The organism is Paraburkholderia ferrariae NBRC 106233 (genome assembly GCF_000685035.1).
Lineage (GTDB): Bacteria > Pseudomonadota > Gammaproteobacteria > Burkholderiales > Burkholderiaceae > Paraburkholderia > Paraburkholderia ferrariae.
This window is the reverse complement of record NZ_BAYB01000003.1, coordinates 53,457-67,914: the sequence shown is the minus strand read 5'-3', so window position 1 is coordinate 67,914 and position 14,458 is coordinate 53,457. Positions and strand designations below refer to the sequence as shown.

The window sequence follows — 14,458 nt, the reverse complement described above, 5'->3', positions numbered from 1 at the left end:
TCCAGATACCTGTGGGCAGAACAAAACGCGGGGACGACCAGGAGCCGCGCTTTCAGCGTCTGAATCCGGGAACGCAGTCTATTGCCAACTATCCCAATGGCGCTGGCGCGAGAGAACTTTCACTAATGCCAGGAACCACTTTGCTCTCGGCAACCGTCAGGAGGCGATACCCGCAAAGGCGGCAGACGCTCCCCTGGCGGGACATTTGCGCATTGTTCTAGCATTCAGCGTGGGTGAACAACGCGATCTCTGCCTTAAGCTTTAGAGCCTGTTCGTCCAAAGATGCGGCCGCTGCCGCCGCCTGTTCGACGAGCGCTGCGTTCTGTTGGGTAACGACGTCCATCTGCGTAACTGCCCGGCTCACCTGGTCAATACCGCGCCTTTGATCCTCGGAAGCACCGGCGATGTCGCTGACAATTTCAGATACCCGGCCAACCGCCTTCCTGATTTCGGCCATGACACTACTCACCTCGACCATTCGCTGGAAGCCTTTTTCGATACCGGACACAGAATCCGAAATCACCGATTTGATTTCCTTAGCTGCAGCAGCGGAGCGCTGCGCGAGACTGCGGACCTCTCCCGCTACAACGGCAAACCCTCTTCCCTGTTCTCCTGCTCGTGCCGCCTCAACTGCAGCATTGAGCGCGAGGATGTTCGTCTGGAAGGCAAGCTCCTCAATCAGGCCGGTAATCTGCGAAATTCGCGTCGAGCTCTCACTGACATTCCCCATCGTTTCTACCATCGCGGCGACCATATCATTCCCGGTGGTCGCAACGTCAGCGGCGTTCGCGGCCAGCACCGTCGCTTCCCGCGCACTGTCCGCATTCTCGTTGACCGTTTCCGCCAAACGGGTCATGCTCGATGCGGTCTCCTGGAGTGATGCAGCCTGTTCTTCGGTTCGGGCAGAAAGCTCGATATTTCCGGCCGCAATCTCGGCGGTAGACCTTGCCACGACGTCAGCGGAAGCCCGTACGGAGGATATGGTTGATTCGAATCGTTGCATGAGTCTGTCGAATGCAACCGCACCGACTCCGAACTCGTCCAATCGGGGACTCTTCGATCGCTGAGACAAATCGAGAGTTTCGGTAATATCCTCAAATCGCTCGCGCATGCGGTTCAAACCTCCGCAAACGAGCCGCTGGAAATAAAGTGCCGAATAGAACGATCCAACTGTCGCTGCCACGCCTGAGATTATGGCCGCCAGCAACACCGCGTCGCTCCGGCGAATGCCTTGCACCCTGTGGAACAGCTCGACAGCAGTCAACGACGACGCCGTAGCGGCCAGTATCGCTGATGCGCCGAACGCGAAGAGCAGTCTGAGTTTGATTGTTATAGTATTTTTCATCTTCGTATCCCCGTCGAACTCGTGGCACCTATCCGGCCACGACAGTCTGAACTTCCAGGAAGCAGTTCGCCAACCGAACGGACCTTGTGCGCATTTGTGGCCGCCATCTCATCACAAGGACCTGGCTAACCATGGTTGGGTCTCGAGTCGCTTTTTTTCGTACTGCCGAATCAGATCGGCGTGTCTGAGAGTGAGTGCGATCTCGTCATAGCCGTTGAGCAGACAATGTTTTCGGAACACATCGACGTCAAACTGATACGTCTGTCCTGATGGGGTCTTCACCACTTGCACCTCCAGGTCAATGGTTACCTGGAACCCAGGGATTGCATGCGTCGCTTCAAACAGCTCATTGACCTGCGTCTCAGGAAGCACAATCACCAGAAGGCCATTCTTGAAACAGTTGTTGAAGAAAATATCAGCAAAACTTTCGCCGATTAGTGCGCGAAATCCAAACTGCTGCAACGCCCAGGGAGCATGCTCCCGGGAGCTTCCACAACCGAAGTTCCTGCGTGTCAGCAAAACTGACGCGCCCTGGTATCGCTCCTGATTCAGGACAAAATCGCGGTTAATCACACGCGTTGAATTGTCGATGCCCGGCTCTCCATGGTCGAGATAACGCCATTCGTCAAAGAGATGCGGCCCGAAACCCGTCCGACTGATCGACTTCATGAATTGCTTCGGGATGATCGCGTCCGTGTCCACATTTGGGCGGTCTAGCGGTGCGACTAGGCCTGTATGAATGTTGAATTTTTCCACGATACATTTGCCTGCAATTGCAGGAATTGGTCCAACGGCGCGGCCAGCAAGTCTTGCTTGCACAGCCGAGCCGTCGTTGCCGTTAGAAACTGTGCCGGATACCGACCATTGCACCCAACTGACCCTCACCCGCAGCGGGCGTCGTGCCCCCCCCTCCTGAACTGACCGTGAAGCGCGCTTTCGCACTGTTCTCGAGGTAAGAGGTTTGCGCGTAGACCGCTGTACGCTTGGACAGCAGATACGTGAGTCGCACGGTGCCCAGCGTGCCCCGAGTGTCATGCTGTGACACAATCATCCGATAGACTTCGCCGTCAACGATAAGCGTCGGCGTAGCCTGGATGCTCGTGCCAAGATAGAAGAGATTTGCGCGAACGCCCGTGACACTGGGTCCCGTGACCATGCGGGCAATCCAGCCAGCCCCTATGCGCGCGGGTCCGAGCTGGGTCCAGCCGTTGGCTTCGATGCGTGCGTCCTTGTCGCCGCTGTTCGGAATGGGCATCGGTGCCACACCGTCAAAAAAGTTCGCTGCGGCGCTTGCGCCGCCTCTCTGCTCGTCGTACACGGCAGAGGCGCCAAAAAAGCCGCCGTCATACTTCAGACGCGCGCTCAACTGGCGACAATCGGTGAACTGACCGGGGACACCGCCGGCGCAGGTGCCTTGACCCGGGGAATTTCCCGTACCCGTCGAGTCGCGCCCGAACGAATATGTCGCGCCGAAGCTGAAACCGTAGAAGGTAGGGCTCAGGTAGACAACGGAATTGTCACTGCGAGCGTTCGGGAGGTAGGCGTCAAATGATGCAATTGCATATATGTTAGGGCCCAGGACGTCAGACTCCTGGATCCCCCAGTAGGCCATTGAGTACTGCCTCCCAAATGAAAGCGTACCCCACGTAGAAGACTTCAGGCCAACCCACGACTGCCGGCCGAACAATCTGCCTCCCTGCCCAAGACTCCCACTGCCCGGGTTGAACCCATTCTCAAGCACAAACACAGCCTGGAGTCCTCCACCCAGGTCCTCGTTACCGCGCAAGCCCCAGCGGGAGGGCAGCTCGCCGGTTATCGAGGGCATACGGACGATTGAGTCTCCCTGTGCGTTTGCATGAGTGACATACTCCACTCCCGTATCGATGATCCCATACAGAGTCACACTGCTTTGCGCGAACGCCGGGCCAGCGATACATGCGGCAAATCCCGCAATAGCGAACTTTTTCATCAGATCTCCTAATTTTATAATATTTAAGGTTTCAGAAAATTTCGAGGCGTGACTTCTCTCCTGTCCTCCTGCAGGAACAATGATTGTTAGCCTTTACCCGTACTCTTGTTCAGTGCGATTGCAGCGGTGGCGATGACTGCCGGCACGATGCCGGCGAGAAATACTTCGCTGACACTCCAGTGCATCTGAAGCAGCAGCCCGCCCACAAGTGGCCCAGAAATCGAACCGACTCGTCCAATGCCGACAGCACATCCAACTCCTGTCGCACGCATATGGATGGGATAGATCTCCGCGGCCAGAGCATTCAACCCTGCCTGTACACCTTGCGTTGCAACACCCATCAGTACGCTGACCACCACCACGACATCGACGCTGCTCGCGAAGTTGGCAAGAACGGCGGCCAGTACTGTGTAGACGACCAGCTCGGTAATGAGCACCTTGCGCATACCGAAGCGGTTCATTGCGGGGCCCTGGAGCAGACAGCCAGCAACGCCGCCAAGACTGAAAAGCGCAACGGCCCGGATGCCCGCCGAAACCGAATGCTGAGCATCGGCCAAAACTGCAGGCATCCAGCTCACGATGAAATACAGCACGACCAGGTTCATGAAGTATGGAACCCAAAGAAGGAACGTCTGGGCGGCATGTCCTCGCGCGAACAAGTCCCGTAACGGAACGCGGATTGCCTCCTCAGTGGGCGTGTAACGCACCGTTTCAGGGTCGATGTCCGGAGCGATTCTTCGTACGATCTCACCCAGTTGCCTTTGCTTCCCCCCTCGCAAAACCAGAAACCGGGGAGATTCCGGCATGAGCAAAACCGACAGGAGCGCAACAACGAGAGGCAGCGCACCGCCGACAAGAAAAACCGACTGCCAGCCATGTATCGGAATCAGCGTTGCACTGATAATCCCGCCAAGCACTGCACCCAACGGCATCCCGCACATCAGCGTCGAAACAACCGTTCGACTATGGCGCCTCGGTGCATATTCCGACGCGAGTGAGATGGCGTTGGGGAGAGCACCACCGAGCCCGATTCCCGTTACGAAGCGCAAAACAAGGAGTTGGTCGTACGTTTGGGCATACGCAGTAGCGAATGAAAGCGCACCGAAGATCGCAGACGAGAGAACGATCATGGTCCTACGTCCATATCGGTCAGCGAGTGGTCCGAGTGTCAGCGCACCGACAAGCATCCCAACCAGTCCGGCGCTGAAAACGGGACCGAACTGTTTGACAGGCACTGCGAGACTATGGGAAATCACCGGTGCAAGCATACCGATGACCTGCGTGTCGAAGCCATCAATAACGGCGGTCAGCATGCACAGGGCGATTGCGTAGAATTGAAGCCGGCTCAACGGACGATTGTCGATGACCTCATGGACCTGCAACGAGGCCGAGGGGGTGCTCATGTGTTGTCTCCATTGCGGTCAAATAGCCGCTTATTGTTGGGATTGCATGGCGAGAGCGTATGGCGCGCCTGTCCAGGGGCACGCCACACGGAATCAGGGAAGGTCAATCGTGAGGCTTTCTCCGCAGATACGCGAGACGCACGCGCAGAGTTTCTCGCCTTCTTTCTTTTGCTCGTCACTGAAGAAGACGTCCCGGTGGTCGAGTTCCCCCGAATAGCCAAGGACCGCTATCGCACAAAGTCCACACTCACCCTTCCTGCAATTGAAAAGCGGATCCGCGCCGGCGGCTTCGAGTGCATCAAGTACAGTCTCGTCCGCCCCGATATTCACCTCGAGACCGAGGCGGGGAACCTTGAGTGTGAATGACCGGTTCGGATATGCACCACCATTGGCAAACGATTCGAATCTCAAGTCGCCGCGCCTGCGGGTACTGCTCTCCCAGGAATGGCGGGCCGCTGTCAACATGCCAATAGGGCCGCAAACATACATCTCGGCACTCGGGTCCAGGTCATTGAGCAGTTGGTCGAACGATACGATGTCACCTTTGCTGGCATCGTAGACTTCCAGCGCACCGCCCAACCGCTCCTCGATGCGGTCGAGAAATGGCATCGAGGCGCGGTCTCTCCCCGCATAGACCAGCCGGAATCTGGATCCTGCCGCGAGAGATGCTTCTACCATCCCTACGATAGGCGTTATGCCAATGCCACCGGCGACGAAGACGCGGGGTACAACGTGAGCAGAAAGCGGAAATGCATTGTGTGGTCCGTCGATCTCAAGCTCGTCTCCTTCAGAGAGACGCCACATGAAGGCCGACCCGCCTCGCGACGGCTCGACCCGACGGACGGCGATAAGCCCTTTGCTTCCTCCGTTCGCCAGCCCAATGAGGGAATACGACCGTGACTGAATGCCCTCGCCGACACGGCAACGGACATCAATGTGACTGCCCGGCTGGAATGTGAACGGCCCGCCAAAATCCAGTTCGAAGAGCCGCACGTCCTCGCAGACGTTTTCGATTCGGCCGATACGCACGCTCTGTCCAAATTTCATGTTGCTTACCCCTTCGCGTGCGTGCCGACAGAGACAATCGGAATCACCGGACTCTTTCCGGCACAACCACCGCGCTCACGCTCAACCATCTGATCGATGTACCGACGAGCCAGGATTGCGCCACCGTCAATGTTGAGCGGATAAAACTCGCGGTCGGGATAGCGCGAGACAGCTGCCTGCTGCGCTTCCAGAATCGCTTTGTCCTCGGCAAAAATCGAGCGGACTGCCTCCCGCCATTCTGTTGTCAGGCGCTGGCTGGCAAGCTTGTAATTGCGCACGATCGCCCAGTAGTAAATACAGGACGTCTCGGTTTCCGGCGTACTCACGTGAATCACGAAGCCCGTAATGCCCTGGCTGCGATCGCCTTCCGGAGCGCCGGTGCCGGTAAGTGCGACGCCGACGTCAATCGTGACGGTGCTCGGTGCGTGGAAGGTGATGTGTTGCCACCGGTCGACCAGCCCCTCCTTGCCCAGATGCTTCTTGAAGAAGGGCGGCGGTTCGATATTCACCATCCACCGCGTCACGTCCACGGTCTTTTCAGTGCGCGAGACGGTAAACGGCGCCTCGGCTACCGCACGATTGCCTATACTGCTGTGGTGCACGAAGGTCTCATGGGTGAGGTCCATGAGATTGTCGATGAGCAAGCGATAGTCGCACTGCAGGTGAGTCGTGCCGCCGTCTCCCGCCCATTCCACGCTATCGTTCTGAAAGAGATCCGGGATGAGCGTCTCATCGGCCTCCAACGGGTCGCCCATCCACACCCATACAAAGCGATGACGCTCGACAACGGGAAATGACCGCACGCACGCCGAAGGATTGAGCGTTTCCTGCGACGGCATTTGCACGCATCGGCCGTCCGGTGCGAAAACGAGCCCGTGGTAACCGCACACGACATCGTCGCCGTTCAGCGTGCCAAGGGAAAGGGGCAGCAAGCGATGCCAGCAGGCATCCTCGAGCGCCGCTGCTGAGCCGTCCACCTTCCGGTAGACCACAATCGGGATGCCGCATACCTTCCTGGACGTGAGCTGGCGTCCAATTTCGTGGTCCCAGCCTGCCACATACCATGCGTTCATCGGGAACATACTTCGTCTCCTCACTTACTATCGCTCTTCATTCGAGCTATCAAACTGCCAGACTCCGCCCTACTGGCTCACCAGGATGTCGTGCGGGTCAATTACAAATTTCTTCGGAACGCCGGAATCAAACTCAGCGTAGGCGCTCGGCGCATCATCGAGCGAGATCACGGTCACATTGACGAGATCGGCAATCTTGATTCGGTCCCAAAGGATGGCCTGCATGAGATTACGTTGGTACTTCGTGACCGGGGTCTGGCCGGTGAAAAAGCTGTGCGATTTTGCCCAGCCAAGCCCGAGCCGCAGTGACAGGCTGCCCGCACGCGCAGCCTGGCCGGTCGCGCCCGGGTCGTCGGTCACATAGAGACCGGGGATACCGATAGAACCGGCAGCACGGGTGATCTCCATCAAGGAATTGAGCACGGCGGCGGGCGCTTCCGAGCGCGAGCCCGTGTGCCCGTGGCCTCGAGCTTCGAAACCGACGCAGTCAATCGCGCAGTCGACCTCCGGCGTCCCGAGCAGTTCGACAATCTGCTCGGTCAACGACGCATATAGACGACTCCTCGATTTGCATCCATGCTTGTCTCCAACATTTTTCAGCTTGGTTTAGCGATGTCTGAACGCGAACGCCCCGCCGTGCGACTCGCATCACCTCGACAGGCACGACACAGTCGCTTCAGTCGATCCAGCGCCGACATGCCTGGAGGCACCCGCTACCCGGGCGCGGCAGACATCAATTAGTCGTACCTTATCTCCCGCCAAAACCCGAGTGCTTTCTGGGCTGGGCGATCCGAGAAGCTGAACAGGACGGATTTTCCGGTTGTCCGATGCGAAGTGATGCTCCAGGAAGGGACGACGAACACGTCGCCCTCACTCCACTCGATAACCTCGCCGTTGATCGAGGTGCTACCCTGTCCTTCGCGGACGCAGTAGACGCTCGCATCAGTTGAGCGATATGCCCGACCGATGAAGCCCGAAGGCAGCGTTTGGATGAATGCCCCCATCGTTGGCATTGGATAGCCGCCGGTCGTCGGATTCGTATATTGAAGCTTGAAGCCGTGGCAAGCGTCGATTGCCCCACCAAGAGCAACCTGGCCAAGCGCCTCTTTAACCCGTGAATACTGATAGTGAAAAACAGGTGAAGAGTTCCCGGTCGGGACATACTCGACTGGAAGCAGGTTCATCCCGTAACGCGCAACCGCATCGCCGGCAGTACGTTCGACTTTCTGCACGTCACCGGACGGATAAGCCTCCGCGAAGCTCGCGTCGAAGAGGTTGACGATTGGAACGTCGAGGCCATCGAGCCAGATGACGGGGTCATCGCCCACGTTGCCGTGGTCATGAAAGGTCCACGACGGCGTCAGGATGAAATCGCCGGGCGCCATCGGAATCCGTTCACCGCTGACGGACGTGTAGCCTCCGGTTCCTTCGATTACCAGACGCAACGCCGAGGCAGCATGCCGATGGCTCGGCGCGATCTCGCCCGGCAAAATCAGCTGGAGCCCGGCGTAGAGACTCTGCGTTATCTGGGACATCCCGCGGATGCCTGGATTCTCGAGCACAAGTACCCGGCGCTCTGCCTCCTTCGCGGTGATCAGCTCCCCTGCCTCGAGCAGGAGTTTGCGCATCGCGGCATAGTCCCACTTGTGCGGCACACAGCGCGGTCGCGGTTCCGGTGTCACGAGCTGCGACATGACGGCCCAGAGGGGAGCCGAGTCGACCTTGTCGAGACGGTCATACAACGCGAGCCGCTCCGGGCTCTCTCCGCTCACCGATGAATTTTCGCAGGACGTCTCCATGGCTTAAGCCCCGATGTCGTTGCTACGCACCGCCACCGTCATTGAACCAATGCGATCGATTTCGGCGAACATGGTGTCGCCCGGTTGAATCGAAGCGACCCCTTCGGGGGTACCGGTGATGATCACGTCTCCCGGCTGCAGGGTGTAGAAGGAGGACGCGAACTCAATCAGTTCCCGCACACCGAGAATGAGTTCGTTTGTATTCGACTTCTGGCGGGTTTCGCCATTCACGGAAATCGAGAAATCCAGGTTACCTGCGTCGGGAAGTTCGTCGCTCGTCACCAGCCAGGGCCCAAGCACCGTGTACGAGTCGGGGGACTTCCGGAAGCTACGCTCTTCGGGTCCGCGAATGGTGATGTCCAGACCGATGCAATATCCCGCCACATACTGGAGCGCGTCCTCCCTGGAGACATTTGCCGCCGTCTTCCCAATCACGACCGCCAGTTCCACTTCATGGTCGTTTCGACGGTCCAGCTTGCGAAGCGCCACCCCCTCGGAGGGACCGACGAGCGAGCTGGTCGCCTTCAGAAAGAGGCCGGCGCGTTGAATCTGGTTGATTTGATTGTCGTGATGCAGATTCGGGTCGCCCAGCACTTCTTTGAGATGCTTCTGGTAATTCACCGGAGCGGCGACGATTTTGCCCGGGTTTGCGACCGGGCTCAGCAGTCGTACATCCGACAGAGGAATCGACTGCGCCTGCGGCGCGAGTTCGGCAGCCAGACGGCGAATCTGCTCGATATGGGCAATCAGCACATCGTGACGGGGAAACGGGTACGCGGCCGGGGGCAGAAGTTCGAGAGCCTCGGTCACATCGCGAACGATGTTGCCCTCGACGACACCGAGTCGGTTTTCGTTGAATCGACAGATTTTCATGTTAGGTTCCAGCTGGTATCAGGAGACGTAGAGTCCGGTATCGTGCGGCGTGGAATCTGCCTCAGAGCGCTAGTTCGGACTTTTCGCCCAGCCGCGCGGAAGAAGGTCGAATCGCGTTCGCGTCGTAAAGCCATGCCATTCCGTCCAATGTCTGCTCAAGCGTTCGTGCCTGGAGGAACTGATTACGCAGCTCGCGATTCACTCCGTTAGCGTGATAAAACTCTCCATACAGGCGGGCACTCATCTGGACTTTGCCCGTGCGCAGATATCGACGTTCCTGAAAGCGCTCGAAAGCAGCGGTCAGATCATCATCGGCGTGAGCGATTTCTTCGGCGAGAACCACCGCGTCTTCCATGGCCATACAGGCGCCTTGAGCCATGTACTGCAACATCGGATGCGCAGCATCGCCGAGGAGGGTTACGTTGCCCTTTGACCAGTTCTTGACAGGGTCACGGTCACACAGAACCCACATACGCCACGTTTCGATCTTCTCGAGTAGGGTTTTGACCGCCGGCACAGCATCCCGGAAACGAAGATGCAACTCTTGGGCGTCGCCGACGGCATCCCAGCCTTCCACATAGCGGTCACTGTGAAAAACAGCGACGAGGTTAAACAGTTCACCGCCGCGCAAAGGGTAGTGAACGAGGTGGGTCTTCGCGCCAGCCCAAAGGGTCATCGTGTTTGAACGAAGCTCTTCAGGGACCTCGCCGACAGGAAGGACTGCACGGTAGGCAATGTGGCCCGAGACACGCGGCGCACCGTCCCCGACGATCTGGGCGCGCACCGTAGACCAAAGCCCGTCGGCACCGATCAGGGCACGTCCGCGTACCTCTCCGTCCGTCGTGTCAAGGACAACACTGTCCCCGTGGTCAGTGAATCCATTGACCTTCACGTTCGTCGAGAGTTCGATCAGATTCGACTGCAGGCAGGCATCGAACAGAATCCGATGAAGGTCGGCCCGATGAATCAGCGCGTATGGGTAGGTGAATCGATTGATGAACTGATCATCGAGCGGAATGGATACAACCTGCTCGCCGGAAATTCCGTCCATCATCACGAGCCTTTGCGGCATCGCGGCTTTCGCACGGACAGCGTCGGTGATGCCAAGGCGTTCGAACACGTGAAACGCGTTCGGGCCGATCTGAATCCCGGCGCCAATCTCCTTGATTTCCTGAGCCCGCTCCAGAAGGCGGACTTTGAAGCCTGCCTGGCTTAACGCGAGTGCTGCGGCGAACCCGCCGATGCCGCCGCCCGCGATAAGGATGGGCAGGGGTTGTTGCTGGCCTGAAATCATGCGTCTCCTCCGATTCATCTGCAAGTTCACGATGGCGTTCGGCCCGCCGGGAGAAGCCCATGGCGGTGACCTACGTCAAATTTGAATCGATTGTAGGGACTCGCATTGCCTCAATCCATATGTAACAATTGATATGAATAATCAAAAAAATTGATAGAGGTGGTGAGGATGGACAATCTCGATTTGAAGAACCTGATGGTCTTTGATGAGGTGTACAGGACCGGCAGCATTTCGCGAGCGGCGGAGAAGTTGGATCTCGGTCAATCGGCCGTCAGCATGATCCTGACCAAGTTCCGCAAGCACTACGGTGACCCGTTGTTTGTCCGGACGTCCGAGGGCATGCAACCGACCCGCCTGGCCGACGAAATCGTGGGTCCCATCCGCCAGGCCATGACTGCCCTCAAGACGACGTTGCATCACCGGGCAGAATTTGACCCCAAAACCTCTGACCGGATGTTCAGCCTCTGCATGACGGACATTGGCCAGCGGGTAATGATGCCGCGCCTGCTGAAGCACTTCGGTGACGTCGCACCTCACATCCGGATTGACCTGAGCTACACCTCAGAGCACACGGCGCGGCAGTTGGAGTCCGGCGAAATTGACCTCGCGATGGGCTTTCTTACAAATCTGGACCCTGGTATCTATCAGCAGCAACTCTTTACCGACCGATTCGTTTGTATTGTCAATCGGGAGCATCGCCGCCTCGCTGGTACGAGCCTTACCCTGGAGGAATTCGAGGGCGAGTCCCATCTGATAGTCGCAACTCACGGAACCGGCCACGTTATTGTCGAAGAAACGTTGAAGCGCCACGACATCACGCGAAGAATAGGGCTGCGCATCCCAAACTATCTGGGAGTCGTTTCGAATATCGTCTGCACCGAATGTCTTGCTATCGTCCCTGAACGATTCGCGCGCATAATTGCAGAAAGCAATCCCATCAAGGTAATGGAGTTACCGTTCACGGTTCCGAACTATCGTGTCATGCAGCACTGGCACGAGCGATATTCGCGCGACCCCGCTAGCGTCTGGTTGCGCGAAACGATTGGAACCCTGTTTCGGGAATAGACCGGCAGCGTCCGCGCCCAGGCACGATGACGCTGAACCTCCTTCGCCGTGGAAACGCCACACAGATCAATTGGTTTTCGCCAGTCGTGCCATAGCTGGCATCGCCGGCATCAGTCGGGAACGTCCATGCGCGCTCGATGTGAACTGGCCGACCGGATGAGACTCAGGAGGCGCAGGCATCACCGTACGACGGCGCTGGTTCCTCCGCCGCGCAAGCTTACTCGACAGGATCGTACGGCAGGCCAACGTCGTTCTCTGCTATGGTCTTAAGCCCTGCCCCTGAACTCGTGAAATAGTCGTAATCCGTGCGTTGCATGCGCCTGTCGAATGCGTCACGGTCTGGAAATTCGTGCAAAAGACTGGTCATGAACCAGGAGAATCGCTCCGCCTTCCAGACGCGCCTCAATGGACCTGCGAATATTTCTCCAGCAGATCAATCCGTCCATCCTGATAGACGCTCCGCAGGATCCGATAAAGCGTGCTCACATCACTGGCCGCCAGGTTCAGCCCCTTCGCGCCTGTTGGCGGCACGATATGCGCTGCATCCCTTCGCTTCCCACTTTAATCACTTCACCGGTAATTTCATGGCCAAGGACGAGCCCGACAGGTGCGGTGGCGCGACCTCGAACCATATGCGGGTCGGAAACCGCAAATGTTCGTTGCGACAACACACAAGATGACACCGTGATTTTCCTTCCTTCCGCTCGACTCGACCAATTGCGGGTCCGCAATCGTTCGAACTTCCACCTTACCAGGGCCCACATAAACGACGCCGCGATTGCCAGACATGAGTGGCTCTCCTATATGGGGTAAACGAGCTTTGCCACGATCCGATCTGTGGCGAAGGACATCACCAGCCGACGAAACGCACCGAAATGCGGGATGTGACCAAGCGTAGTTAGCCGGTGATGCGCATCAGAAAAGGTGTCTCATTCCAGCCATGACACCTGTCTGATCCGAGCCAGCCGCAGGTGTAGCTCCGGCGCCACCCGAGCTCACGCTATAGCGTGCATGCGCGCTGCTTGCGAGATATCCGACCTGTGCATATATAGCCGTAGACTTCGACAGCAGGTACGTCGTTCGAGCCGTACCGAGCGTAGCGCGAGTATCGTGTTGGGCGTTGATCACGCGGAAGACCGCTCCGTCGACGACAAAAGCGGGACTAATAAAATACTGTGCGCCAAGGTAATAGACGTCGGAACGTACGCTAGCCGAACTGCCTGCCTATCTCCGCGACGTTGCGCCGCCTGGTGATCGAACCTATGGAGCGGGCGTCGATCTCCAATTGATGTAAGGCGAGAGCTTTCGGTTTTCGAGCGAACCTGAGCCCGGTCCGAAATTGGTTGATATCGTCACCAATGCTTTGCGGCGCGGGCTGGTCGGGAGCTTGGGTGAGGCAGGATGCACCCGCTGCAGGGCCTCATGATCCACAGCAGCGACGTTTATGTAAGCCCGGTCGGGCTCATCTACAGTGACGATCGGAAGCTAGCGCGGTCTCTGCCCTCCGTGATGAACAAGTTCTGCACGGGCGGACGGATCATGGCCACCCGAGGGTTGCAATGGCCAGATGAGGAAGGCGCGGACGGAACTCGAACCCGCGCCCCCGGCGTGACGGGCCGGTATCATACACGCATTAGATACGGCAACCCCGCAGAACCAGACCGGCGTCGCATATGGGTACTGATTGGTTGCTCTGCGCAAAAGTGTATATCGATACGTATAACAACATCCTGTCAAAGAAAAGTTACCACTTAAAATCAATTTCTTAATAATTCTATGAAAATCGCCACCTGGAATGTGAATTCCCTCAAAGTCCGCCTGCAGCACGTCATGGACTGGCTCACCGCCAGCCAGACCGACGTGCTGTGCCTCCAGGAGCTGAAGCTCACCGACGACAAGTTCCCGCGTGCCGAACTCGAAGCGCACGGCTATCGCAGCTGGTTCGCCGGTCAGAAGACCTATAACGGCGTGGGCATTCTCGTGCGCGACGGTCTGTTCGTGGACGAAGCTACGGTCGTGCGCAACATCCCGGCATTCGAGGACCCGCAGCAGCGCGTGATCGCCACGACGATAGGCGATACGCGCGTGGTGAGCGCGTACTTCCCCAACGGCCAGGAACCCGGCACCGAGAAGTTTGCGTACAAGCTGCAATGGCTCAATGCGCTGCACGACTGGCTGGCCGACGAGATGACGCGCTACCCGAAGCTCGCGCTGCTCGGCGACTACAACATCGCTCCCGAAGACCGCGACGTGCACGACCCGAAGGCCTGGGAAGGGCAAAATCTCGTCTCGCCCGAAGAGCGCGCCCAGTTCACGCGGCTCGTCGAACTGGGTTTCGTCGATGCCTTCCGGCAGTACGAGCAGCCCGAGAAGACCTTCACGTGGTGGGACTATCGCATGTTCGCGTTCCGCCGCAACGCGGGGCTGCGCATCGACCATATCCTGCTCTCGCCCGCGCTCGCGCCGCTCCTCAAGTCGTGCGAAGTGGACAAGACGCCGCGCAAGTGGGAACAGCCCTCGGACCACACGCCCGTTGTGGCCGAACTCGATATCGGCGCCTGGCCAGCATAAAGCAGTGCGGCCACGCGGG

The 14,458-nt window shown here is 58.1% G+C and carries 11 protein-coding genes and 4 pseudogenes; 2 read left to right on the top strand and 13 right to left on the bottom strand.

What is annotated here, in order from left to right:
• Window positions 1-217 precede the first annotated feature (217 nt).
• The 10 genes and pseudogenes from BFE01S_RS03380 to BFE01S_RS37195 all read right to left on the bottom strand — a co-directional run bounded on the left by BFE01S_RS03380 (window position 218) and on the right by BFE01S_RS37195 (window position 10,803).
• Complete coding sequence (locus tag BFE01S_RS03380; RefSeq protein ID WP_028224391.1) at window positions 218-1,345, bottom strand: methyl-accepting chemotaxis protein; 1,128 nt, start codon at window positions 1,343-1,345, stop codon at window positions 218-220.
• Window positions 1,346-1,456: 111 nt separating this feature from the next.
• Window positions 1,457-2,101: a 3-isopropylmalate dehydratase small subunit gene (leuD, locus tag BFE01S_RS03375; RefSeq protein ID WP_028224390.1), complete on the bottom strand. Its 645-nt coding sequence runs from the start codon at window positions 2,099-2,101 to the stop codon at window positions 1,457-1,459.
• Window positions 2,102-2,183: 82 nt separating this feature from the next.
• A complete protein-coding gene (locus tag BFE01S_RS03370) occupies window positions 2,184-3,314 on the bottom strand; it encodes a porin (protein WP_028224389.1) in 1,131 nt (376 codons plus the stop codon).
• Window positions 3,315-3,400: 86 nt separating this feature from the next.
• The gene (locus tag BFE01S_RS03365) at window positions 3,401-4,717 is read right to left on the bottom strand and encodes an MFS transporter (RefSeq protein WP_028224388.1); all 1,317 of its coding nucleotides are present in this window, start codon (window positions 4,715-4,717) and stop codon (window positions 3,401-3,403) included.
• 93 nt (window positions 4,718-4,810) lie between these two features.
• On the bottom strand, window positions 4,811-5,764 hold the full coding sequence (locus BFE01S_RS03360) for a PDR/VanB family oxidoreductase (RefSeq protein WP_028224387.1): 954 nt from the start codon (window positions 5,762-5,764) through the stop codon (window positions 4,811-4,813).
• 5 nt (window positions 5,765-5,769) lie between these two features.
• A complete protein-coding gene (locus BFE01S_RS03355) occupies window positions 5,770-6,846 on the bottom strand; it encodes an aromatic ring-hydroxylating dioxygenase subunit alpha (RefSeq protein ID WP_042337157.1) in 1,077 nt (358 codons plus the stop codon).
• Window positions 6,847-6,906: 60 nt separating this feature from the next.
• A pseudogene (locus BFE01S_RS03350) lies at window positions 6,907-7,386 on the bottom strand (formaldehyde dehydrogenase, glutathione-independent); the annotation flags it as partial.
• A 188-nt stretch (window positions 7,387-7,574) separates the two neighbouring features.
• Window positions 7,575-8,636: a gentisate 1,2-dioxygenase gene (gene gtdA, locus BFE01S_RS03345; RefSeq protein ID WP_042337154.1), complete on the bottom strand. Its 1,062-nt coding sequence runs from the start codon at window positions 8,634-8,636 to the stop codon at window positions 7,575-7,577.
• A 3-nt stretch (window positions 8,637-8,639) separates the two neighbouring features.
• Window positions 8,640-9,509, bottom strand: coding sequence for a fumarylacetoacetate hydrolase family protein (locus tag BFE01S_RS03340; protein ID WP_028224383.1), 870 nt, complete (start codon window positions 9,507-9,509; stop codon window positions 8,640-8,642).
• Window positions 9,510-9,570: 61 nt separating this feature from the next.
• Window positions 9,571-10,803: a 3-hydroxybenzoate 6-monooxygenase gene (locus BFE01S_RS37195; RefSeq protein WP_042337152.1), complete on the bottom strand. Its 1,233-nt coding sequence runs from the start codon at window positions 10,801-10,803 to the stop codon at window positions 9,571-9,573.
• A 168-nt stretch (window positions 10,804-10,971) separates the two neighbouring features.
• Between BFE01S_RS37195 and BFE01S_RS03330 the strand changes: the two genes are divergently transcribed.
• Entirely contained in the window at window positions 10,972-11,868 is an 897-nt protein-coding gene (locus tag BFE01S_RS03330; RefSeq protein WP_028224382.1) for a LysR family transcriptional regulator, read from the top strand.
• A gap of 217 nt (window positions 11,869-12,085) precedes the next feature.
• Here BFE01S_RS03330 and BFE01S_RS42495 read toward each other — a convergent pair.
• The 3 pseudogenes from BFE01S_RS42495 to BFE01S_RS45545 form a co-directional block, all read right to left on the bottom strand.
• Window positions 12,086-12,414, bottom strand: a pseudogene (locus BFE01S_RS42495) (FAD-dependent monooxygenase); the annotation flags it as partial.
• Between the two features lie 2 nt (window positions 12,415-12,416).
• Window positions 12,417-12,657, bottom strand: a pseudogene (locus BFE01S_RS42490) (alcohol dehydrogenase catalytic domain-containing protein); the annotation flags it as partial.
• A 126-nt stretch (window positions 12,658-12,783) separates the two neighbouring features.
• A pseudogene (locus BFE01S_RS45545) lies at window positions 12,784-13,077 on the bottom strand (porin); the annotation flags it as partial.
• A gap of 567 nt (window positions 13,078-13,644) precedes the next feature.
• On the opposite strand from BFE01S_RS45545, the gene xth reads away from it, so the two are divergent.
• Complete coding sequence (gene xth / locus BFE01S_RS03320; protein WP_028224380.1) at window positions 13,645-14,439, top strand: exodeoxyribonuclease III; 795 nt, start codon at window positions 13,645-13,647, stop codon at window positions 14,437-14,439.
• Window positions 14,440-14,458: the final 19 nt, after the last annotated feature.

Coding starts and splice junctions, on each gene's coding strand:
- BFE01S_RS03370 (WP_028224389.1), bottom strand. CDS start 3,314: ATGAAAAAGTTCGCTATTGCGGGATTTGCCGCATGTATCGCTGGCCCG.
- BFE01S_RS03380 (WP_028224391.1), bottom strand. CDS start 1,345: ATGAAAAATACTATAACAATCAAACTCAGACTGCTCTTCGCGTTCGGC.
- BFE01S_RS03340 (WP_028224383.1), bottom strand. CDS start 9,509: ATGAAAATCTGTCGATTCAACGAAAACCGACTCGGTGTCGTCGAGGGC.
- BFE01S_RS03365 (WP_028224388.1), bottom strand. CDS start 4,717: ATGAGCACCCCCTCGGCCTCGTTGCAGGTCCATGAGGTCATCGACAAT.
- BFE01S_RS03355 (WP_042337157.1), bottom strand. CDS start 6,846: ATGTTCCCGATGAACGCATGGTATGTGGCAGGCTGGGACCACGAAATT.
- BFE01S_RS03360 (WP_028224387.1), bottom strand. CDS start 5,764: ATGAAATTTGGACAGAGCGTGCGTATCGGCCGAATCGAAAACGTCTGC.
- BFE01S_RS03330 (WP_028224382.1), top strand. CDS start 10,972: ATGGACAATCTCGATTTGAAGAACCTGATGGTCTTTGATGAGGTGTAC.
- xth (WP_028224380.1), top strand. CDS start 13,645: ATGAAAATCGCCACCTGGAATGTGAATTCCCTCAAAGTCCGCCTGCAG.
- BFE01S_RS37195 (WP_042337152.1), bottom strand. CDS start 10,803: ATGATTTCAGGCCAGCAACAACCCCTGCCCATCCTTATCGCGGGCGGC.
- gtdA (WP_042337154.1), bottom strand. CDS start 8,636: ATGGAGACGTCCTGCGAAAATTCATCGGTGAGCGGAGAGAGCCCGGAG.